The organism is Aquimarina macrocephali, from assembly GCF_051627225.1.
Taxonomy (GTDB): Bacteria; Bacteroidota; Bacteroidia; order Flavobacteriales; family Flavobacteriaceae; genus Aquimarina; species Aquimarina macrocephali.
The window spans coordinates 2,862,375-2,883,783 of record NZ_CP151795.1 but is presented as its reverse complement, the minus strand read 5'-3'; the positions used below and the strand labels follow the sequence as shown (position 1 = coordinate 2,883,783).

Below are 21,409 nucleotides of genomic sequence, written 5' to 3'. Positions count from 1 at the left end.
ATTAAACCAGGTAAAAGAATGTAAATACAAATACCCATACCAAATCTACAAAGTGCCAGTATAAACCAACCTTTTCTACCATTTCATAATTCTTTCTCCTTTCATAAGTACCAAGAATTACATTGATAAAAATAATGATATTAATAACGACTCCAGAAAACACGTGAAAACCGTGAAAACCAGTAATAAAGAAGAAGAAGTTAGCAAATAATGGAGTACCATATTCATTATGTACAAGATTTGCTCCTTCTACTATACCAATGGCATCTGCCTGTATTCTTTTTAAAGACTCTGTTCTTGATAAGATTGTTTTCTCTCCTTTTTCTGTTAGCGTTTGGGTTCTTACCAAAAGATCTTTTCTTTTTGCAAAACCTGTTCTTATTTCTTCGATAGTATAGGTAGGAAGAGTTCCTTCCTTTTTGTACCAGATTCCATTTTTTCGCTCATGCTGAGTCCTATCCTTATGGGTATCGATAATTGCGATATCTTTTAGACCTACTCTATGTCCTTCTCCATCCACAAATTGCAAAATTTGTCCTCCTTTGGTTTCTACTGCACCGTATTCTCCTTTGATAAAATTTTTCCACTCCCAGGCTTGTGACCCTACGAATATTGCTCCACCAATTATAGTCAGGAACATATAAAAAATCACCTTTTTCTTTTTCATATGATGTCCAGCATCTACGGCTAACACCATAGTTACCGAAGAAAAAATCAGAATAAAAGTCATCAAAGCCACATAATACATTGGAGCATCTACCCCATGTAAGAATGGAAAGTGATTAAATACTTGGTCAGCTATTGGCCATGAATCTATAAACTTAAATCTTGAAAAGCCATAAGAGGCTAAAAAACCAGAGAATGTAAGTGCATCCGAAAGGATAAAAAACCACATCATCATCTTACCATAACTTACCTTGAGTGGTTGATTGCCACCTCCCCAGGTTTTATCTTCAGTACCTGTTTTAGTAACAGTTGTTTCCATATAAAGAATTTGGTATTGTTAAATTTTCCACAAAAATAATCAATTTTATCATTTCACCTGCTCAAATTTATTTTTTAATTGTCACAGATGCTTTTCTTTAAAACAATCTCTTTTATAGTATTAAATCAATGATCTAAGATCATTTAACGAAATACAAAAACAAAAAGAGATAAACCCACAGGAAATCAACAAAATGCCAGTACATAGCACCTAGTTCTAAACCAAGAGTTTGACCTGTTTTATATTTTTGTTTAAAATGATTATAAATTACAACTAAAAGCACTAATATCCCTCCAATGATATGTGCTAGGTGTGTTACTACAATGATAAACATAAATGTAGTAACGATATTAGATGTCGGACCTGTAAAATGATATCCTTGTCTAATAATATCGCTAAACCCTTCAAACTGCAAGAATATAAATATAATTCCTAATGCAAGTGTAGAGAGTAGTAATAATGTAGCTAAGCCTCTATTATTTTTCTCAATCGCAGTTTTCACAAAGTAAAATGTAACGCTACTTGCTACTATTATCAATATACTATATATAAATGCATTTGGAAAAACAAGATCTATCCCCCAGTCTTTCCTACTTTTACTCACAACATAAGCACTAGTAAGTCCTGCAAACACCATTGCCATACTGATCATAGCAAACCACATCATGGTTTTTTTGGATCTATTAACTTTTTCTTGTGTTGTTCCTTGTGTTAAATCCATATTCTAACAAATTTATCTACTACATAAATGACTTGTAATAACGTTATATACAAAACACTCATTAGCATTAATTGTTTTGCTGTTTTAGCATCTCTAACCTTATATAATCGAACTGCAGATCTAATTAAAATTATTCCTAAAAACAGAATGATTACTCCTGACACCGGAGTAAGATAAAGTTTACCAGTAACTCCAAAAACAGGTATTAAAGAGGTTACCACAGTCCATAATGTATAAATAATAACCTGCACAGCAGTGCCTTGATCTCTTTTACCTGTCGGAAGCATAAAAAATCCTCCTTTTTTATAGTCATCAAACAAAAACCATCCTATAGCCCAAAAATGTGGAAACTGCCAAAAGAATTGAATCATAAACAATGTTCCTGGCTCTATTCCAAAATTATTTGTTGCTGCCACCCAGCCTAACATAAAAGGAATTGCTCCGGGAATAGCACCAACAAAAACAGACAATGGTGTTTTTGTTTTTAATGGAGTATATAAACTTACATATATAAATATAGAAATCGCTCCAAACATAGCCGTTTGAGGATTAATCGTATAAAGCACAGATATTCCTGCAATTGTAAAAAATGTAGCAATTGCAAAAGCCGTATTAACAGACATTCTTCCAGACGGAATCGGTCTATTTTTAGTACGATCCATCAGCTTATCTAAATTTCTTTCTATAATCTGATTATACGCGTTTGAGGCCCCTACCATAAAATAACCTCCTACAGCGAGAAGAATCAGAGTATTCCAGGAAACTGTTTCTACACCTAACAAATATCCGGCAACAGAAGAAAAAACCACACTTAATGCCAGACGCATCTTTGTAATTTCTTTAAAATCCTGAACAATCGAGGTTTTTATAGTATTCGTTTGGGTCACGCTCAAATTTTGCACGTTTTCTAAATAGCTTTTTTAAAAGTGGTGCAAAGATATATCTTAAAAGCATTTTAGACAACTTATAACTACTTATAATTCACCTTTTAACAACTTCCCTCACAACAAACAAACAATTCTAAGAGCTGATCAAAATTTCTTTTTACAGAACATTTTGATAATCACCCCAATAGCCAAGAGTAATTTTTGTGCTTTATTAACGACAAATCATCATAAAAAACCACATAAAATCATCTCTAATGAAAAAATTACTGATTCTCGCAGCCTTTACACTTTTCTTTGCAGCCAATGCACAAGATAAAGAAGTCAAAATCACGGTTGATCCATTGTCTGATAATATTTATATGCTAACTGGTCAGGGAGGTAATATTGGTGTTTTCAAAAACGAAAAAGGATTGTTTATCATTGATGATCAATTTGCAAGATTATCAGATAAAATTCTCACCAATCTAAAAACAATAAGCGACCAACCGGTTACTATGGTAATCAACACACATTATCATGGGGATCATACCGGCGGGAATGAAAATATGGCGAATAGAGGCGCTACGATCTTTGCTCAAAAAAATGTAAGATCCAGAATGGAAAAAGGACAAAAGGAAAAAGGAAGCATTGTTCCGCTATCGTTACCAGTAATTACATTTAACGAAGGGTTGCAATTATATTTCAAAGATGAAAACGTAAAAGCGTTTCATGTACACAATGCTCATACCGATGGAGATGCTCTTATCTATTTTGCAAATGGAAATGTACTACATATGGGAGATACCTTTTTTAATGGACGTTATCCCTATATAGATTTAAAATCTGGCGGAAGCATTAAGGGATACATAAAAGCATCAGAAAAGGCATTACTTATCGCAAACGATGCCACTAAAATCATTCCCGGACATGGGAAATTGGCAACGAAAAAAGATTTGGAAATGTTTTTGAAAATGCTAAAAGAAATCACCAGTACTATTCAAAAAGAAATCGATGCTGAGAAATCTGAAAAAGATATTACAAAGAACACCTCGCTTACGGCGACTTATGATGCAAAAGGATATGGTGATGGATTTATTAACTCAGAACGTATGCGAAAAACGATTTACACTAGTCTCACCAAATAAAAAGAATCCATTAAAAAAAGCCTGCTAATATAATCAGCAGGCTTTTATCTTTAGTTCTGTATTTTAAAAACAATCGGCAACTGATACTTCACAGTTACAGCTCTACCTCTTTGTTTACCAGGTGTCATCTGTGGGAACAAGTTAATCACTCTTTGCGCTTCTTTTTTTAATTTTGGATGCGCTGCTCTAACCCGGATGTTCTTAATCATCCCATCGTCATCAACATCAAACTGAGTATAGATTCGTTGCACTCCTGTTAAACCATATTTTTCTCCTAATTCTGTATTAAATTTTCTGGAAACGATTTTTCTAATTTTTTCAGAAAAACAAGCCGCCTTTTCTTTATTGGTCCCTAACATTTCACATCCAGGAAATACAGGAACAGATTCTACTTTTATAAAATCAAAAAACGGAGGATCTTCAACTACAGGCTCTACATCCTTAATTGTACTAGGATCAAATGGCTTAGATTCAATTGGTTCATTTTTGAACACCTTATCTGCATCTGTTATTTCAGTATCATTATCAATGACTTTAAATTCTTCTGGAACAACAGCTGGCTTTGTATACTTTCTGGCAACTTCTTTTGGCCTGGGCTCTTCATAAATTTTGTAAACCCCATCCCAATCTACATCGGGCTCTTCAATTGTAAGGTCAATATCGCTATCATTAACTATTGGTGTAGCGGTATACACCTCAAACATTACATAGGTAAATAAAAGACTTGCTATAAGTCCAATCTGAAAATTCACCAATGTACTTTTTCGTACATTAGCATCGTGCTTGTTACTCATAATATTTAGTTTTAACGTTACAATTAATCTAAATCAACAAGCATACCAAAAAAAAGAATCCCGTCTACATATTGTGACGGGATTCTGATATTTTATAAGGTATTTTCTTTTTAGTCCTGTACCTGAAAAACTATTGGTAGAGAATACAGTACACCTACTGCTTTTCCTCTTTGTTTTCCTGGAGTCATTTTAGGTAATAACTTAACAACTCTTTGTGCTTCTTTTTGTAATCTTGGGTGTGGAGCTCTTGCTTGAACACCAACAATATTACCACTTCTATCAATTTTAAATCTCACATAGATTCTATTAACACCCGAAAGACCTAATTCACTACCAATCTCTGTATTAAATTTACGGTTAATAAACTTCTTAACCTTATCACTCATACATTTCTTTTTAGCTGCATTATTTCCTGCTTTCTCACAACCAGGAAAAATCGGCACATTCTCGATAACTGCAAATGGTACATCAGCAATTACTTCTTCTTCATCTGCATCTTCAATTTCTTCTACCTCAACGATCTCTTCTTCCTGATTCGTTTCTGTAGACTCAATAATAGTCTCCTCTACTTCTTCTTCATCCTCTACTACATCAATAATTTCTGGTGCTGGTGGAGGTGGTGGAGGTGGTGGAGGTGTGTTCAGGTTTTGAGTAATTGGCACATCTTCTTCTTCCAATTCATCAAGATTAACCTGGCCTATATCTATATTGGTTCTATCGTAGGTTTTCCACTCTATTCCCTGCCATGTTATAAAAAGAACTAAAATAAGTCCTAATTGAAGGAATAAGATACTTTTCTTAGTTAAATCTGATTTTGGATTTTTCTTTGGTTCCATATTATATAATCGTTATAGGATTGCTAAAATAGCTAATTTCTTTTGTAATTTCCAACTAAAGATCAAAATGTAAAACAAAAAATAAGTTTTTTAACTTTTATGTTATCTACTTTTCAGTGATAACACAGCTGTTATCTATCTGATTTCCTGTTTATTTTGTTTAAATCTTAGTAATTTACTTTTAAACACTACAAAAACAAATACTGCAAAAATTGTACCACTTGTGTTTGCAACTACATCATACCAATCAGAACTACGATATGTTGTTAAAAGTGCTTGTAATACTTCCATCAGGACACCATATAGGATACATATAACCGAAGTAATAATTAAACTCTGTTTTAAATTTTTATTCAATTTTTCAGAAAAAAAGAAAAACAAAGCCCATGCTATAGTTAAGGTAAAATATGCAATAAAATGACCTATTTTATCACTCCCTTCTATCGTAAATGCAACTGGATTAATAAATTTTGCCAGTGACGCCCACGTCACCAGAGAGGTTAATACTACAACCAGGACAAAAAGGGTCTTATGCCCCAACAACCTCTTTATATTCATCTGCAGACAGCAATAGATCGTCAATTTGAGAAACATCAGATATTTTAACCTTTACCATCCAACCCGCTCCATATGGGTCACTATTTACCAATTCTGGTTCACTTTCTAAAGCTTCATTAAATTCGATAATTTCGCCTGCCATTGGTAAGAATAGATCTGATACCGTTTTTACTGCCTCTACGGTACCAAAAACTTCTTGCTCTTCTAATTCTTCGCCAACTGTTTCTACTTCTACATAAACAATATCACCTAATTCGCTTTGCGCAAAATCAGTAATACCAATAGTTGCAATATCGCCTTCAATTTTGATCCATTCGTGATCTTTGGTATATTTTAAATCTACAGGAGTATTCATTTCAAAAAAATTTATGAGTTGTTAATATTATGATGACGAAAATAAATCTATTTTATTAAATTTTGAGAAAACCTGATAAAAAATTATCAAAAAACAATAATACACCACTTTAAACAAAAAGTAATTGGAAAATCTTAATTACCAAAATTATATCTTAATGTAAATCCTCCTCGAATTGTTGTCTGAGGAAATGCGGTAGAAATAGAATACTTAGAAAAGGTGTGATCATAAAATAATAACGCTGTTAAGTTTTTACTTAACGCATAATCTGTAGTAAACTTTATTCCATAAATATCTTGTCCTGCCGTTACCTGGGTATTCTCTAAGTCAAGATATCTAATCAGTGTTTCATTTTGACGTAGTGATAAATCAGCCCTTAGATTAAGGTCACTTTTTATTACTTTTTTTCTTCCTGCTATTTTAGTAGCAAACGTAATGTCTTTTACCCTATACCCAAGCCCAATGATATATTCATTTCCTTGAATTTCGGTAAGTAGATTGTTGTCAAAGCTTAATGACAACGCTCTATCTTTTTTCCATTCTGCAAGGATTTTGATCGAGTTTCTCATTTCCATATCCAATCGAACAAGTGGACTAAACTGTTCGGTTAAATTAACATTAGAATACAATTCTGGGTTTCTATAGTTATCTGCCTCATCAAATTCATTGCCTCCTCTAAATTCTAGATTGGTTTGAAATTGATTAATAGTATAATTAGCTCGATACCCATGGGCTACAGAAAATCTTTTAAAGCGTTTCTTAAACCATTTTAAGTTCATTAAACCTGTATATTTTATATCCCAATTAGGTAATGGAATATCTCTAAAAGCTCCTTTTTTAACTTTTTCTGGATTCCCTCCTGTATAAGCAGCCAAGAATGCCGGTAGTAAAACTGCTTGATTTGTTCTTCCGTAGCCATCAGGAAAGCCATCTCCATCACTATCAACATTTGGATTATTTCCTCTCTCTACTGCTAATCGTCTGGCAATAATCAATCTGTTTTCTCTAAACTTATCAAATGCCTCTGATGAAAACTCATCGCTCTTCTTAAATGCAGTCCTGATCAATACTGTCGAAATTGTAAAATTACCAAAGGTATTTCCGGTAAGAGATTGATACGGATTATCATCAAAAATACTACCATCAGAATTTGTGTTTACCCGATAATTTTCGGTAAAGGTTTCAGAAGAATTTCTATTGGCACTAATATCAATTTTAAGCCCTTTTAACAATCCCAGAGAAGCTTGTATATTAAGTTGCTGTCCTTCTACCTCCTGATATTGTTGGTTAAATTCTTGATATAACGTAAGCCACCCATTACGTGCAGCAAGGTCCCGAATATCAGATTGGCTACCAAAAGTAAATCCAACCGTAGGCTTAAGAGTACCTACAAACCCTGGAGATCTGGTATAACCGGGCAGGAAAATACCATTATCTTGTTGGTAATTCACATTTATTTTTTTCACTGCAGTAACTAATCCAATAAGTGTATTATATGCCTTATCACCTACGCTTAATTTACTTCTACCTCTTTTGGGTTTATTTTTTTGTGGACTCTCTGGTGCTCGAGCTCCTTCCTTTTTATCTTTCGAATCTTTATCGTTCTTTTTTACACTTTTTCTTCCGGGTTTCACTTTGGTTAATCCTGCATATTTATACAATGTATTCATATCCAATGAACCGTTTAACGTATGCACATTAGCATTCTGAACTGTATTTCCTAAATCCGGAATACCTTCTAAAGTTTTTAAAGCTTCACTTCCTTTCACCCATTGGAAATCTGCATTATAGGCATATGTTGCGCGTATAAATTTTAACACTGGTATTTTCTTAAAAGGAACTTCATAATTAACCTGAAGTTGTTGACTATGAGTATTAGGATCTCCTATATCAAAAAAGCCACTCCATACATCTATAGTATTATCAACTTCATTATTTTCATCAATAAAGTTTTTAACAATACGATTATTAGCAGAAGTGAAATTAAAATTCAAAGACTTAGTCAAATTATAGTTGACTCCATATTGCCAATCAAACAGGAAATTACGTTGATATAATGTCGGCAACCTGATATCGTCTGGTCCTAAAGTAATATCTCTAAAAACCTGTTCATTATATTGTCTATTGATATTAGAGTTTACCGAGATACTCGTAGGAAGTAAGTTTACATTAAAATCCTTAATCAAGTCAAAATATTTACTCTTGCCTAAGAACTTAACTTTCTTAAAAGGCTCTACCTCTTTTGGCTGAAAACTAAAATCATAGGTTCCTCCTAGTCTTACATTTTGATCTAGTGATTTTTCTATCTCAAAATCACGATGATCTGTTTGATTATATGTCCCTGAGAATGCAAAGTTTTCTACATCATAAGGCATTGGTTTACCATCCCCTGTTCTCTCTTTACGTAATCCGATAACATTAAAACTTTGCCTTTTTGTATACTCTGTTGATTGTTTTTCTATACGTTCTTTCTCGGCAGGATCAGTTTCGCGATCTAATCGATCCTGAAGTTCTATATCCTGAAATTCGGGATCAAACTGCGGAGTAATTAACTCTTCTCCACGGCTATAATTAAATGGCACTTGCATTCCCCATTTTTTGGGTAATAATTGCCCTAAATTAACATTGGTAGTTACATCATATTGCTTAAGATCCTCTCTACTTCGCTCATTAGGTCCTTGTTCAATCCCTCCGAATCCAATAGTACTAATTCTTCCTGAGGCACTAACATTTGCAAAATCTGCAATATTAGCATCCAAGCTACCTACAGCAGCCCAACCACCTCTATTTTTAAGATCACTTAGGCGCATTTCATTATACCAAACTGTTCCCGATTGATCACTACCACTATCATTTTTGATACCCACCATCATCACTCGTACATCTCCAAAATTAGGATTACCCTTAATTCCTACTCTAAGATTATTAGGACCTGTAAAGAAATTAAGATCATTTGCACTAAGAGCATCATCTCCTAATACATTAGATTTTATTTGCTGAAGAAATTCTAAAGGAAGGCTTAATCGATTATTTTCTGGCCACGCTCCATTCTGACTACTATCGTTTCGATCAGAAACGGTTAAAGGTAATTCGATCTCGTAGAAATTATTGGTAAAATCATTACCCATTCTAATAAAAGCTTTTAGATCTCCATCCTGAATTGGGATTGCCGGTTCAGGAAGCGACTCTGCATGCAAAAACATTTCAAGATTCTCATATTGACGCATATCAACATTGAAGTTCTTATACACTCCACGGGCATCACCAGATTGCAGGTCATTTACTGTAAGCGCCAATGATCGCTCATCGTCTCTTATAATATTATTATTGTTATTTAACTGCTCTCTCACAACTCCGGGTGGCGTCACATAATTTGCGGTCTCCTCAGAACTTACCGAGGTCACAATTACATCACTGTTACCTGTTACATTAAGACCACTTGTTGGGTCATTTACAGTATTACCTTCTACAACATATCTTCTATAATCACCTCTTACCAAATCAAGACTACCAAATCGTAACAAAGTTGGTTCTGCAAAACCAGTAAGATACATCCTCATAAATCGAATAGATCTAAAATCACTAATATTTATAGCTCTATCTGGATTATAAATAGGCACCTTAAAGCGTACCCATCTAGTATTTATTTGACCTCCCAGTACATTAACCGGAATATCTCTAACATCAGATATGTAACCAGTCCCATTATCATTACCCACTCCCATACCTCTAAAAATTGGAATCTCATACTCAAAATAACTATTAATCGTATTCATCGTATTATCCCTATTTACATCTTCTGCTGTAGGGAAAGTGGTATTTCCTCGATCATCATTAGACACATTGGTAGGTGAATTACCTTCTGTACCATTATAACCGTCATATCGTTGTTGAATAGTTCCTCCTGCCTGAAGGAAATAGGTATAATTATCTCCTGAAGGATCATCTAAAGATTGGAATGCGGCATATTCTGGTTTTTGTTTTTCATCCTGATCTCCCAAACCATCAAATCCAGCATCCTGATCTATTCTGTCCGGACCATCAGAATCAAAAGCATAGATCAAGGATTGATTTACAGGAACTCTAGCATAGTCTGTATCTACTGCACTGCCAATACCTCCTTTAGGCAATCCATTTTCATATTGCTTTCTACCATCTTTAAGTACATCTTCACTAATATTACCTAAATTAAATACAATGGTACCTCCTGGGTTATCTACATCATCATATTCGAAAGGATCCATTAACCAAAACTCAATAAACTCTACATTAGACTGTTCAAAATTAGTAGATGTTAATTGCCTGGTAATTCCTCCAAAATTATTTCTGGAATCAGGTTGCGGTAACGAACTCCCGGGAGCATATGCAGGATTAAAATTATATTGTCCTCTTTGTCCTGGTCTATAATTAAGATCCAGTGTAAACAATGCCAAGGTTTGCCCTTGTGAGATATCTGTCTCTGGAAAAATTTCATTAATAAATACTCTTCTGGTAGCATTAGAAGCCAAATCTTGCTCAGATACTCCACTTGGTCTTCCATTACTGTAAAAGATCGGGTCAATAGAATACCAAGACAATTTTGCTCTTTGATATCCCGATTGTATACCATCAACAACAATATCACTAGCAGGATTACTAGGGTCACCAAAACCAACAGGTATACTAGAGAGTTCCCACGACAATGGTGAACTTACATCTATTCTGGTTTGTGCTCCTTCAAAATCATCTATATATGTGGTTACTTTACCGTCAAAATTAGCTCCTCTTGGCGCCCCTGCAATCAGGTAGGCCCCTTCTGCTCTAACAGAAACATTCGAGGGTACATCTGTATCGATATTAGGGAGTTTATTCACCATCCTGGTTAAGAAAGGAACTTCTGTAGAATATGCTACATTAAACCCTAATATTGTATTATTAATAGGCTCAAAATCATAATTAGATTTTTGAGTAATTGGTCTTTCATTCAGATTTAAATAGGTTCCTCCTATAATAAAGTCGTCACTAAATTTATGTTCTATATTTAGTCCTGTAAAACGTTTTGTTTGTTGACCAAAGACAGCATTATTCTCGGTAGAAACCTGAATAGGTGTATTCGAAGACAGTAATGCTTCATCCAGAATATTTACTCTTCCCAATTGATAATTCACTGTATAATCCACTCCTTCCTGCAAAGTTCTTCCTCCCGCAGTAACAGTTACAGAACCTTGAGGAACATTAAATGCTCCCAGAGGAATTCCATCCTGACCAGAAGATTTGTATCTTCCTTTTAATTGAAAGTAATTTTTATCAGCAGATTGCTGTCCCGCAACAATCTTAGTCTGTGTATATAAATCGCGAAATACGTATTGCGCCTGATTTGGGTTATACGAATTAGGATTAGTATAATCTGCTCCAACGGGTCCATTATCAAGTTTATCGAAGAGATGCTCTCCAAATGGTTCTATAGTAGTAAAAATAATACGGCCATTTTGTGAATCAATAGTGACCCCTGGCACATAATCGAAAAAACCATCTCCTCCTTGCACCGGATCATTATTAGGATTAAGACGATCCAGATTAAAAACTTTGAGCAGTGTTGTCTGCTCTACATCACTCGGTAATGCAACCGACGATCCTTCTGCTGCAGTAATATAATTTACCGGAGAAGGATTTGAGTATAAAATATTTAATCTAAAATCATTTTGTTCTAGTCTAAATGCTCCTGTACTATAGATGTTCTTCATCATCAGGTCCCATATTGGTAATGTCACATTAACAATAGGACTTTTAAGCATCTTAACGACTAAACTTTGACTTGAACCTGCGTCTACAGTACCCCCGGTATTATCACCTACAGTTGCATCTACTCCATCATTTGCAAATTCACCAACCTGAAAAACTTCTCCATTTCTGGTATATTGATATGCAATTGCCAAAACCTCATCATTATTCAGCTTTTGATTTAAAGAGATATATCCTAATTGGGGATTAAGCGTATATTCACTTTGATTTAATTTTCTTGCATTTTCTAAAATTGCGTAATCAAATCCTTCATTAAAACTGGCTATCGCACCAACAAATCCTTGTTGCACAGTAGATACTTGTCGTACTGCTTCGGTAACCGGTCCTCCCGGACCAATAGTTGTTGGATCCAGATCGTTATTACCGTTATCAGGAAAAGCTCCTGCACCTGTATTAAATAAAGAAGCTGGTATTGTAAAATTACCGGTATCTGGTGCTTCCCCTATATCCTGAAGCGCAACAATATTACGCGCATTGGTCAAGGTTTGTGCACTTGTTGCTCTATTCGTTACCCATACTTCGATCCTTGTTATCTGTATATTATTATTAATAAAAGGATAACTAGCCAAAGAATTATTATATGTATCTCTAAAATAATGTGATAAAAAGAAATGTCGATTTTCGTCATAATCCAACGCAAAAAGCTCAAAGTCTTCTACCGTTCCTCCTCCTTCTACATTTACAGATCTTGTCTCAGAACGTTGTTCAGAATACACTCCAGTAACAGTGGTTCGCCCAAATTGCAATCCCATTTTAACTCCAAAAAGACTTTGTGCTCCCTGTATCAATGTACTATTTAATGGCATGCTCACATTACCTACCTCGATACTTTGGATAATATCATCTTCTGTAGGCGTGTATTCTAATTTTAATTGATTCTGAAAATCGAAAGTAGATTCTGTATCATAATTGGCTGTTACCTGTAGCCTTGTTCCTATTTTACCCAGTAAACTTAAACTGATTCTTTGATCAAAGTCGAATGTAAAATTACTTCGGTTACGAGGAGAAAAAGCAGGATTATCTTGTTTTGTATAGAGTAATCCTAAATCTATTTCTACAGATCCCTGTGGAACAATTTCAATTTCATTTCCGCCGAAAATAGATTCGAAGAAATTAGAATTGACATAAAAAATAGGAAGTAAATTCTTTCGTTTCTCTTCACTACCGTCTTTTTTACCACTGAAAGCTTCAATCTTTTCTTTAAAATAAGCTCTTCGTTGTTCTTCCTCTACTAAAGCTTCATATTCTGATGGAGTTAAGAAAAGAGGATATCGTACATTAAAGTCCCCGAGTTTCTCCCGATAGATATATCGATTCGTAATCGGATCGTATTCATACTTGGTTACAATACTATTTGGATCTGGTAAAGATAATGCTCCCAAAGAAAATGTAGTACTTGTAGAGTCTCGAACGGTTTGATTGTCCTGCCCCTGTAACACCCCACTATAAAGTGCTATCAAACATACTAATATCCTAAAAAAATCAACGCGTAAGTAATTCGAAAAACTCAATGTTTTATAAATTTTTTAGTGCCTGTTTAATAATATTTTCAACTGTTTCTTTGGGGCTTTGTTTTAGAACTTTATCAATAGCTTTTTCTGCAATTTTTCGATTAAATCCTAGGGTTTCTAATGCAGATAACGCTTCATCTTTATTAGTATTGCTTTGTGACACTGAAACTTCGTCTATATTATATACTTTAAGGATTTTATCCTTTAGATCTATAATAACACGTTGGGCAGTTTTGGCTCCGATTCCTTTAATAGATTGAATTGTAGCTACGTCATTAGAAGCTATTGCTTCTTTAATTTGATCGGGGTGTAATGAGGATAACATGGTTCTGGCTGTACTTGCTCCTATTCCCGAAACCGAGATTAAAAGCCTGAAAATTTCTCTTTCTGATTTTTCGGCAAAACCAAATAAGGTATGAGAATCTTCTTTTACCTGCAGATGTGTATATAACTGTAGCACTTCTCCTTCGGGAATTAAAGAAAAAGTATGTAATGAAATATGTAATAAATACCCTACTCCACCACAATCTATTACTACATCAGTTGGATTTTTTTCAACAAGCCTCCCCTTGATATGTGTGATCATTTGTTAAGTTAATGTACTCTTTTTGAGTTTTTATACTGCAAAAATAAATCCTGATCTTCATCAGGGGTCAGTTTTTTCTCTAATCTTATTTTTTTAGTAGCATTGTTAGTGCTATCAAAAAAAAACACTTTATCAGAGCATAAAATCATAATTATTATTGCTTGAATATTAAAATTCAAGAAGAGCTGAGTGTTAAGCAACCAAATGTAATAAAATTCTGCTACATACACGGGATAAAAAAGGCCCTTTAAAAATGGTATCCTTTTTATTACACTTACCACTTACTCTACTCTGCATAGAAAACATTTCTGCTGTATTATAGCTCGATAATTAGGATTTAAGGTGCAAATCCGAACCATCAGGTTAATTTAAAGGCTCACCGCACCATATAGCTTTTGGATATTTTTCTTCAATATTTATGCAATAAAAAGAGTTCCTATTATCCATTAAAATAAAGTCTTTTTCCTTTCGATTAACTGCTTTTAGAAACATAAAGGATGTTTTTATTTGTTTATTTTCTAAAATAATATCTTCTAACCTAACTAAATTAAATTCCTCATTTTCAAGAACTATGGTTTTTATTTCTTCCAAGCTAAGGTAAATTATTTTTACACCTTCAATTGTTAAGTCATTTCCGCTTCCCCAAATTAATAATTGATTTTTAACTATCATTACATCATTGTCTTTATTCTTTTGAACAAAGCTTTTAATAAAGGCTTTTTCAATTGATAAACGTTCTTGAGCACCGCAGCTATTTATATTAATAAATATTAAAATCATTGTGAATGATAAAATTTTCATGAACATTATTTTTTAGGTAGTTTAACAAAATTTGATTGTGGAATAATTGCTTGGACACCCGATGGCACGGATTTTGGTAATTAAACTTTGTAATGCTTTTTCTCAAAAGCACTAGCAGCTACATTACCTTACCCTAGTAATCTTTCCGCCTCTTTTATATTGGGTTCATTTGCTAATTTTAGAACACTAGCCATCACCTCTAACCAATGCCCTTTATCATGACTATTATGAAATGAAGCTCCATAAAGTGAAGCAATAGGAGGACAAGAAGGGATTTCTTTTGCTTTTGCAATTTCAGAAAAAATTATTGCTAAATTTTCCTTATTCAACTCTAAAGATTGAAACTTTTCTGGTAAAATACCTATAGTACAAAATAGGGTTAAGCATAAATTTGACAATGCTCTATAGTCAATATTGCTTGGTAGAGATTGATTTAAATAAGAAAAAAAAGCTTTTAAATCATCGTCCATAATTATATTTAACAAGTTGTTTATTTACCCCGCTAGTGGCATCAATGTTTTATTAACCCAAATAAATATCCATCGCTATCAATCTCTAACTCGATGGCGCAGATTTGCAATCCGTGCTTTTAAAACTTCAGAATAAATTTAAAACAACAATTTCTAATTCACGATCTAAATCTGCATAATTTCTTGCAGAACTAAAAATATAATCCTCTGGATTTAAAACAATCTTATCTATAACTGGTTATTAATAATTTACGATATCAAAAAACAGCCACATTATAAGTGGCTGTTTTCATATTTTGGTATGTTTCACGGATTACAAATCCGCGCCATCGGGTTTACTTGGTGTTACCAATCAACCGTTTAAACAACATCGGGCATTAATGATAATTGCAAATCTCTTTTTTCTTTCTGCTGAGCATCAATAACAGCAACTGCTGCCATATTAATCATTTCTTCTACACTTGCTCCTAACTGAAGGATATGAACTGGTTTATTCATCCCCATCATAATGGGTCCTATAGATTCTGCATTATTAATTTCACTTAATAATTTGTAATTACTATTGGCCGAATCTAAATTAGGGAACACCAATGTATTCACTTTTTGCCCATTAAGCTTAGAGAATGGAAATTTGTCCTTTCTCATTTTTCTGTTTAATGCAAAGTTCATTTGCAGTCCGCCATCTACAACAAGATTAGGATAATACCTATGCAAATATGCTACTGCATCCTGCACTTTTGAAGCGGTAGGGTGTTTTGATGATCCAAAATTAGAATATGAAACCATCGCAATCACAGGCTTAACTCCAAACATCTCTACTGTTCTTGCGGTCATTTGCGCTATTTTTGCCAATTCTTTTGAAGAAGGCTCGATATTAATAGAGGTATCACTTATAAACAATGGACCTTTATCGGTCATCATTACATTCATGGTTGCAATACGAGTTGCTCCTTTGGCAAGTCCTATCAAATCCATCATGGGTTTAACTACAGTTGGATAACTTCTGGAATATCCAGAAAGCAATGCATCAGCATCTCCTTCATTAACCATCATTGCAGCAAAATAGTTACGCTCCCGCATTAATTTTTCTGCATCATAGAGGGTAATTCCTTTACGTTTATTGGTTTCCCAATATTGTTTGGCATATCTGTTTTTACGATCACACTCTTCATCTGCCTTAGGATCAATGATATCAATACCTGTAGGATCAAAATCAATCTCTTTCATCAATTCGAGTATGATATCTTTACGTCCTAATAAAATCGGAAAAGCAATACGTTCTTCTTTAACTGTCTGAGCGGCTTTTAATACATCCAGATGATCTGCCTCTGCAAAAACAACACGTTTAGGGTTTGTTTTTGCTCTGTCTAGTAATAATCGTACTAATTTATTATCATTACCCATTCGCTCCAGTAGTTCATCTTCATACTTTTCCCAATCGGTAATGACTTCTGTTGCTACACCACTCTCGATAGCTGCTTTGGCTACCGCAGGAGGCACTTTTGCAATAAGTCTTGGATCAAAAGGTTTAGGGATGATATAGTCTTTACCAAAATTAAGACGTGTTTCTCCATATGCTATATTTACTTGCTCTGGAACAGGTTCTTTGGCTAACTCGGCTAATGCTTTTACAGCGGCCATTTTCATTTCTTCATTAATAGCTGTAGCTCTTACATCCAGCGCTCCTCTAAAAATAAAAGGAAATCCCAATACATTATTTACCTGATTAGGATGATCACTTCTTCCTGTAGCCATGATCACATCTTTACGAGCTTTAATTGCCAGATCATATTTTATTTCGGGATCAGGATTTGCCATTGCAAAAACAACAGGGTTATCTGCCATAGTTACCAACATATCCGGAGTTACCAAATTAGCCATCGACAAACCTATAAATACATCTGCATCTCGCATTGCATCTTCTAAGTCATTTAGATCACGATCTGTGGCAAATTCTGCTTTTTCGGGAGTAAGACTCTCCCGGTCTTTACGAATTACACCTTTACTATCGGTCATGACGATATTTTCGGCTTTGGCACCAAAAGCTTTATACAATCTTGTACAAGATACTGCTGCAGCACCGGCACCACTAACCACAATTCTTACTTCTTCAATGTTTTTATTTGCAATTTCTAATGCATTTAATAACGCAGCGGCAGAAATTATGGCTGTACCATGTTGATCATCATGCATTACCGGGATATCCAGTTCTTCTTTTAATCGTCTTTCGATCTCGAAGGCTTCTGGAGCTTTAATATCTTCAAGGTTTATTCCCCCAAATGTTGGAGCAATATTTTTAACTGTTTCGATAAAAGCATCTACATCTTTGGTATCTACTTCGATATCAAACACATCAATATCGGCAAATATCTTAAACAATAACCCTTTTCCTTCCATTACAGGTTTTGAAGCTTCTGGACCAATATCTCCTAATCCTAATACCGCAGTACCATTTGATATTACAGCAACCAGATTTCCTTTTGCTGTATATTTATAAACATCTGCTTTATTTTTTTCGATTTCCAAACAAGGCTCTGCAACACCAGGAGAATATGCTAAAGACAAATCTCTTTGAGTTGCATATTTTTTAGTAGGAACGACTTTAATTTTACCCGGGGTAGGCTTGGCATGATATACTAATGCCTCTCTTCTTTTACTTTCGATACTCATACTAAATCAAGATATATGTGCTAATAAAAATAAAGATCAAAATACCATAACTACGTAATTTGCGGTTATGGTATTTTGATACTAATATATATACAAAGGTACAAGTCTGTATGAGATGCGGAAATTAATATAAAGGAATCTTTGCGAAAAATCAGAATTGAGAAAAAACACCCTGCATTTAACAATCTTATTAAAGATTTATCAATTAATTATTGATTTTACTGAATATTTCATCAGGATCCACAAGTTGATTTAATTTATACTTATATTCAATAGGCAAAAGGCTTAACCCTAGTTGATAGGAAGCATTCATCCATCCAAAACCACCATCGGGAACATATTTAAAATCAGACCCTACATTACCATACTCTACATTTACCTTATAAGTACCATTAACAACATCAAACTTTTCAGGAATAATACCATTATAATCTGCTGCATTTTTAGTGATCATCCATAGCCATCGATATATAAGCTCTTCTGCCAGATCCTGATACCCATAATTAAGTAATCCTTTCCAGATTATCATTTGATGTGGTGCCCACCCAAACGGGTAGTCCCATTGTCGTTGTGGTGCATCTTCTGGAACATCATGAAGTGAAGCTTTAGAGCTTCCGGTAATCCCGAATTTATATTTTAGCTTAGGTAATAAGTACGCTATGATACTTTTTGCCTGATCAGCTGTACATATTTTTGCCCATAATGGATAAAACCCGGTTGCTGATTCAAAATGGGTTTTCTTTTTTTCTAACAGATTATAATCAAAATAACTTCCTGTTTCTTCATCCCACAGGTATTGATTCATTAGTGCTATTCGTTTGGATGCAACATCATCCCAATACTCTGATCGCAATTTTCTGTCTTCATATACAAATACATTATTAAAAAAATTCTTGATGATATATGCCAGATCTTTTTCATACTTATATACTAATGTATTAAGATCTACAGTAGTTAGATCGGCACATATCCCCTCTAATCTATATGTGGTATCATGACCACTTTCTCTTACACTTCGATCATGCAAAAAATATTGATCAAGTTCTTCACTATCAATCTCTCTTTGCAGGTATTTTTTTCTAAATTCTTCGATGGATTGCGAATCGTCATTCTTATATTTATGTAATATGTAATCATAATGTCCCTCTTCTACTTCTGCTGTTATACCTATCCCCTCTGCATAAAACCTGTTCAATCCATTTGACGCTAATCTTTTTCCTGATTGCATCCAAACAGTTTCATATTCATAAATAGCTGTCCTTACACATTCCTCTAGCCAGGAGATGGGTGTTTGATCTCTATATTTTTCATAATATTCTACAACCATAGATGTATAAAAGGGAGGTTGAGTTCTTGTTAGATAATAACTTCTATTGGCATTTAGAATTTTACCATAATTCTTGATTTGATATGTGAAATTATCTATCATTCCTTTAGAAAGTTCTTTTCTGGCATCCAGCAAAAGACCTATATTTATAAAATAGCTATCCCATCCATACATTTCATTAAATCTTCCTCCCGGAACCAAAAACGGAACAGCTTCTTTTTTATGATTAGTAGTGGTTAATGCTAATCCTAAAATCCCAGGCTTATCATTTATGGATCGCACAAATTCTGGCGTTATTTTTTCGGGAAGAGTCTCCAGTATAATATGATCTATTTCTTTTGTAACTTCTTGATAATAAGAATAGGCTTCTTTATCATAAAAAGGAACATATAACCGTTTCTCTTTTATATCACGTTTATCATCAGACAGAATTTTTTCAATACCACTTCGATCCAGTTTTCTGGTCAACCGATCCCAATAGTGCTCTTTTATCATTTTAGAGATTCTAATGCTTGGTTGCTGTTTTATCTCTGTTAAAGAAATTTCTATAATCCCTTCCTGGTTTTCTTTTGCCAACTCTAATTCCTGAAGCAAATTAGACAGGTGATAGGTTCCCCGAATAGTATAAACTTCGTTACTAATGGTATGTATTTTAAATTCTTTTGGACCCTGATCATCAATGGTAATCTTCTTGTCTTTATCGGTATCTTCTTGTTGAAGTAAACTGTGTAAGACATCTTTTTTATATATTTTAATCAACATTATTTCTTGTTAATTTGTGTAATACCAGCAATGTCAATAACAGTAAAATCATTGGTATTATCGTATAATAAAATGCTTGTTGGGCACCAACATTTTTAAATAACCAGCCTACTATTGTAGATCCTGTAGTGCCTCCTAAAGCAGAAAAAACTACAATAAGACCAGTCATAGAACTATGCAGTTTTTTGGGTAAAGCACTTAATACAGCAGAGTTTATTAAAGGATATATAGGAGCAATACATAATCCAATAAGTGGAAACGCATATCCAATCCATGGTATGTCTGTAATCTTCTGGATCTCTTGCACCTCAACATTAAGGGTTTTTGGTAAAATAAAAACTACCATAAGTATTGCTAATCCTATACATACGGTAAGAATATAAACCCAAGGTATTCGTTTTGATAAAATTCCTGCACCTATCCTTCCTATAGCCAGTGATATTGCAAAAACGCTAGACATCATAATGCTTACATTAGGAGGAAGTTGTAACACCCTTTTATAAAATGTAGGTAACCATGTCATCACTCCTTGTTCTACCATCACAAATAGAAAGGCACTACCAACAAATACGATGACCAGCATTTTGGTACATAAAAGCATCATTTGCCTGATATCGTCTAATAGATTTACACCCGGAATTTCATTTCCTTCCTCAAATCTGGTAAAGAACAGCAATAGAAATGACACAAAAATCAATGCTGCCAAAAGCCAATACACCCGTAACCATGCATCTGGATCATTATCATTATTAAATCCGGGAAACAGAAAATAAGCCGTAGCGATCCCTATCATAAAAACCCCTTCTATAGTACTCATTAAACTATTGTGGGCTCTTTTGGTTTCTGTAATTATCCCTATTAATGTATATACCGAAACTTTAACTAAGGCAAAGGATACTCCTATTGCAGCAAAAAGAAGTTTTGCAGACCAGAAAGAATTACCATAGTACATCCCCAAACACCCAATAAAAGAAATCAGTAACCCTGATAATATTGCTTTCTTATATCCTATTCTTGGTAAAAAAGAAGCTATTAAAAATGAAACCAATGCTATCGGTAAATCTTTAAACCATTCTAAAGTACTTGCCTCGATCTCATCAACATGGTAATTTTCCAGAGATTTTAAGATCACTATTCCTACGCTATTAAGGAGAATAGCAAAAATAAAATAGTTGATAAACAAGGATATTTTTATAGATATATTCTTCATTAAAAATAGTCGTGACTGGTTATTAATTTAA

15 protein-coding genes are annotated in these 21,409 nt (G+C 34.0%); 1 reads left to right on the top strand and 14 read right to left on the bottom strand.

Going from position 1 to position 21,409, the window contains the following annotated elements:
- Nucleotide 1: 1 nt before the first annotated feature.
- From AAFU52_RS12435 to cyoE, 3 genes are all read right to left on the bottom strand, one after another.
- Nucleotides 2-985, bottom strand: a complete 984-nt coding sequence (locus AAFU52_RS12435) for a cytochrome c oxidase subunit 3 (RefSeq protein ID WP_438426576.1) — start codon at nucleotides 983-985, stop codon at nucleotides 2-4.
- Between the two features lie 139 nt (nucleotides 986-1,124).
- Entirely contained in the window at nucleotides 1,125-1,706 is a 582-nt protein-coding gene (locus tag AAFU52_RS12430; protein WP_438426575.1) for a cytochrome c oxidase subunit 3, read from the bottom strand.
- Nucleotides 1,697-2,533: a heme o synthase gene (cyoE, locus tag AAFU52_RS12425; RefSeq protein WP_394331064.1), complete on the bottom strand. Its 837-nt coding sequence runs from the start codon at nucleotides 2,531-2,533 to the stop codon at nucleotides 1,697-1,699. The genes AAFU52_RS12430 and cyoE overlap by 10 nt, the downstream gene beginning before the upstream one ends.
- A 314-nt stretch (nucleotides 2,534-2,847) precedes the next feature.
- Here cyoE and AAFU52_RS12420 point away from each other — a divergent pair, with 314 nt between their 5' ends.
- Complete coding sequence (locus AAFU52_RS12420) at nucleotides 2,848-3,717, top strand: MBL fold metallo-hydrolase (RefSeq protein WP_438426574.1); 870 nt, start codon at nucleotides 2,848-2,850, stop codon at nucleotides 3,715-3,717.
- A gap of 50 nt (nucleotides 3,718-3,767) precedes the next feature.
- Here the strand turns inward: AAFU52_RS12420 and AAFU52_RS12415 are convergent, their stop codons facing one another.
- The 11 genes from AAFU52_RS12415 to AAFU52_RS12365 all read right to left on the bottom strand — a co-directional run bounded on the left by AAFU52_RS12415 (nucleotide 3,768) and on the right by AAFU52_RS12365 (nucleotide 21,378).
- Nucleotides 3,768-4,511 carry an energy transducer TonB gene (locus AAFU52_RS12415; RefSeq protein ID WP_024771606.1) on the bottom strand — a complete coding sequence of 248 codons (744 nt, stop codon included), beginning with the start codon at nucleotides 4,509-4,511 and terminating at the stop codon, nucleotides 3,768-3,770.
- A 110-nt stretch (nucleotides 4,512-4,621) separates the two neighbouring features.
- The gene (locus AAFU52_RS12410; protein WP_024771607.1) at nucleotides 4,622-5,347 is read right to left on the bottom strand and encodes an energy transducer TonB; all 726 of its coding nucleotides are present in this window, start codon (nucleotides 5,345-5,347) and stop codon (nucleotides 4,622-4,624) included.
- Nucleotides 5,348-5,482: 135 nt separating this feature from the next.
- Entirely contained in the window at nucleotides 5,483-5,905 is a 423-nt protein-coding gene (locus AAFU52_RS12405; RefSeq protein ID WP_161635309.1) for a VanZ family protein, read from the bottom strand.
- Nucleotides 5,877-6,260, bottom strand: a complete 384-nt coding sequence (gene gcvH / locus AAFU52_RS12400) for a glycine cleavage system protein GcvH (RefSeq protein WP_024771609.1) — start codon at nucleotides 6,258-6,260, stop codon at nucleotides 5,877-5,879. The genes AAFU52_RS12405 and gcvH overlap by 29 nt, the downstream gene beginning before the upstream one ends.
- Before the next feature lie 134 nt (nucleotides 6,261-6,394).
- Nucleotides 6,395-13,501, bottom strand: a complete 7,107-nt coding sequence (sprA, locus tag AAFU52_RS12395; RefSeq protein ID WP_438426573.1) for a cell surface protein SprA — start codon at nucleotides 13,499-13,501, stop codon at nucleotides 6,395-6,397.
- 55 nt (nucleotides 13,502-13,556) lie between these two features.
- Nucleotides 13,557-14,138 (bottom strand): Holliday junction branch migration protein RuvA, encoded by a 582-nt coding sequence (ruvA, locus tag AAFU52_RS12390; protein WP_024771611.1) that lies wholly within the window; start codon nucleotides 14,136-14,138, stop codon nucleotides 13,557-13,559.
- Between the two features lie 363 nt (nucleotides 14,139-14,501).
- Nucleotides 14,502-14,939, bottom strand: coding sequence for a hypothetical protein (locus AAFU52_RS12385; RefSeq protein ID WP_438426572.1), 438 nt, complete (start codon nucleotides 14,937-14,939; stop codon nucleotides 14,502-14,504).
- Between the two features lie 128 nt (nucleotides 14,940-15,067).
- Nucleotides 15,068-15,409: a hypothetical protein gene (locus AAFU52_RS12380; RefSeq protein ID WP_438426571.1), complete on the bottom strand. Its 342-nt coding sequence runs from the start codon at nucleotides 15,407-15,409 to the stop codon at nucleotides 15,068-15,070.
- 360 nt (nucleotides 15,410-15,769) lie between these two features.
- Nucleotides 15,770-18,079, bottom strand: coding sequence for an NADP-dependent malic enzyme (locus AAFU52_RS12375; RefSeq protein ID WP_438426570.1), 2,310 nt, complete (start codon nucleotides 18,077-18,079; stop codon nucleotides 15,770-15,772).
- A 205-nt stretch (nucleotides 18,080-18,284) separates the two neighbouring features.
- Nucleotides 18,285-20,168 (bottom strand): trehalase family glycosidase, encoded by a 1,884-nt coding sequence (locus AAFU52_RS12370; RefSeq protein ID WP_438426569.1) that lies wholly within the window; start codon nucleotides 20,166-20,168, stop codon nucleotides 18,285-18,287.
- Nucleotides 20,158-21,378, bottom strand: a complete 1,221-nt coding sequence (locus tag AAFU52_RS12365; RefSeq protein WP_024771617.1) for an MFS transporter — start codon at nucleotides 21,376-21,378, stop codon at nucleotides 20,158-20,160. The genes AAFU52_RS12370 and AAFU52_RS12365 overlap by 11 nt, the downstream gene beginning before the upstream one ends.
- Nucleotides 21,379-21,409 lie beyond the last annotated feature (31 nt).

Bases quoted from the DNA above. Each gene is read 5' to 3' on its own strand.
- cyoE (WP_394331064.1), bottom strand. From the start codon at position 2,533: ATGCGTCTGGCATTAAGTGTGGTTTTTTCTTCTGTTGCCGGATATTTG.
- ruvA (WP_024771611.1), bottom strand. From the start codon at position 14,138: ATGATCACACATATCAAGGGGAGGCTTGTTGAAAAAAATCCAACTGAT.
- AAFU52_RS12385 (WP_438426572.1), bottom strand. From the start codon at position 14,939: ATGAAAATTTTATCATTCACAATGATTTTAATATTTATTAATATAAAT.
- AAFU52_RS12405 (WP_161635309.1), bottom strand. From the start codon at position 5,905: ATGAATATAAAGAGGTTGTTGGGGCATAAGACCCTTTTTGTCCTGGTT.
- AAFU52_RS12410 (WP_024771607.1), bottom strand. From the start codon at position 5,347: ATGGAACCAAAGAAAAATCCAAAATCAGATTTAACTAAGAAAAGTATC.
- AAFU52_RS12415 (WP_024771606.1), bottom strand. From the start codon at position 4,511: ATGAGTAACAAGCACGATGCTAATGTACGAAAAAGTACATTGGTGAAT.
- AAFU52_RS12430 (WP_438426575.1), bottom strand. From the start codon at position 1,706: ATGGATTTAACACAAGGAACAACACAAGAAAAAGTTAATAGATCCAAA.
- AAFU52_RS12375 (WP_438426570.1), bottom strand. From the start codon at position 18,079: ATGAGTATCGAAAGTAAAAGAAGAGAGGCATTAGTATATCATGCCAAG.
- AAFU52_RS12435 (WP_438426576.1), bottom strand. From the start codon at position 985: ATGGAAACAACTGTTACTAAAACAGGTACTGAAGATAAAACCTGGGGA.
- AAFU52_RS12380 (WP_438426571.1), bottom strand. From the start codon at position 15,409: ATGGACGATGATTTAAAAGCTTTTTTTTCTTATTTAAATCAATCTCTA.
- AAFU52_RS12365 (WP_024771617.1), bottom strand. From the start codon at position 21,378: ATGAAGAATATATCTATAAAAATATCCTTGTTTATCAACTATTTTATT.
- AAFU52_RS12420 (WP_438426574.1), top strand. From the start codon at position 2,848: ATGAAAAAATTACTGATTCTCGCAGCCTTTACACTTTTCTTTGCAGCC.
- gcvH (WP_024771609.1), bottom strand. From the start codon at position 6,260: ATGAATACTCCTGTAGATTTAAAATATACCAAAGATCACGAATGGATC.
- AAFU52_RS12370 (WP_438426569.1), bottom strand. From the start codon at position 20,168: ATGTTGATTAAAATATATAAAAAAGATGTCTTACACAGTTTACTTCAA.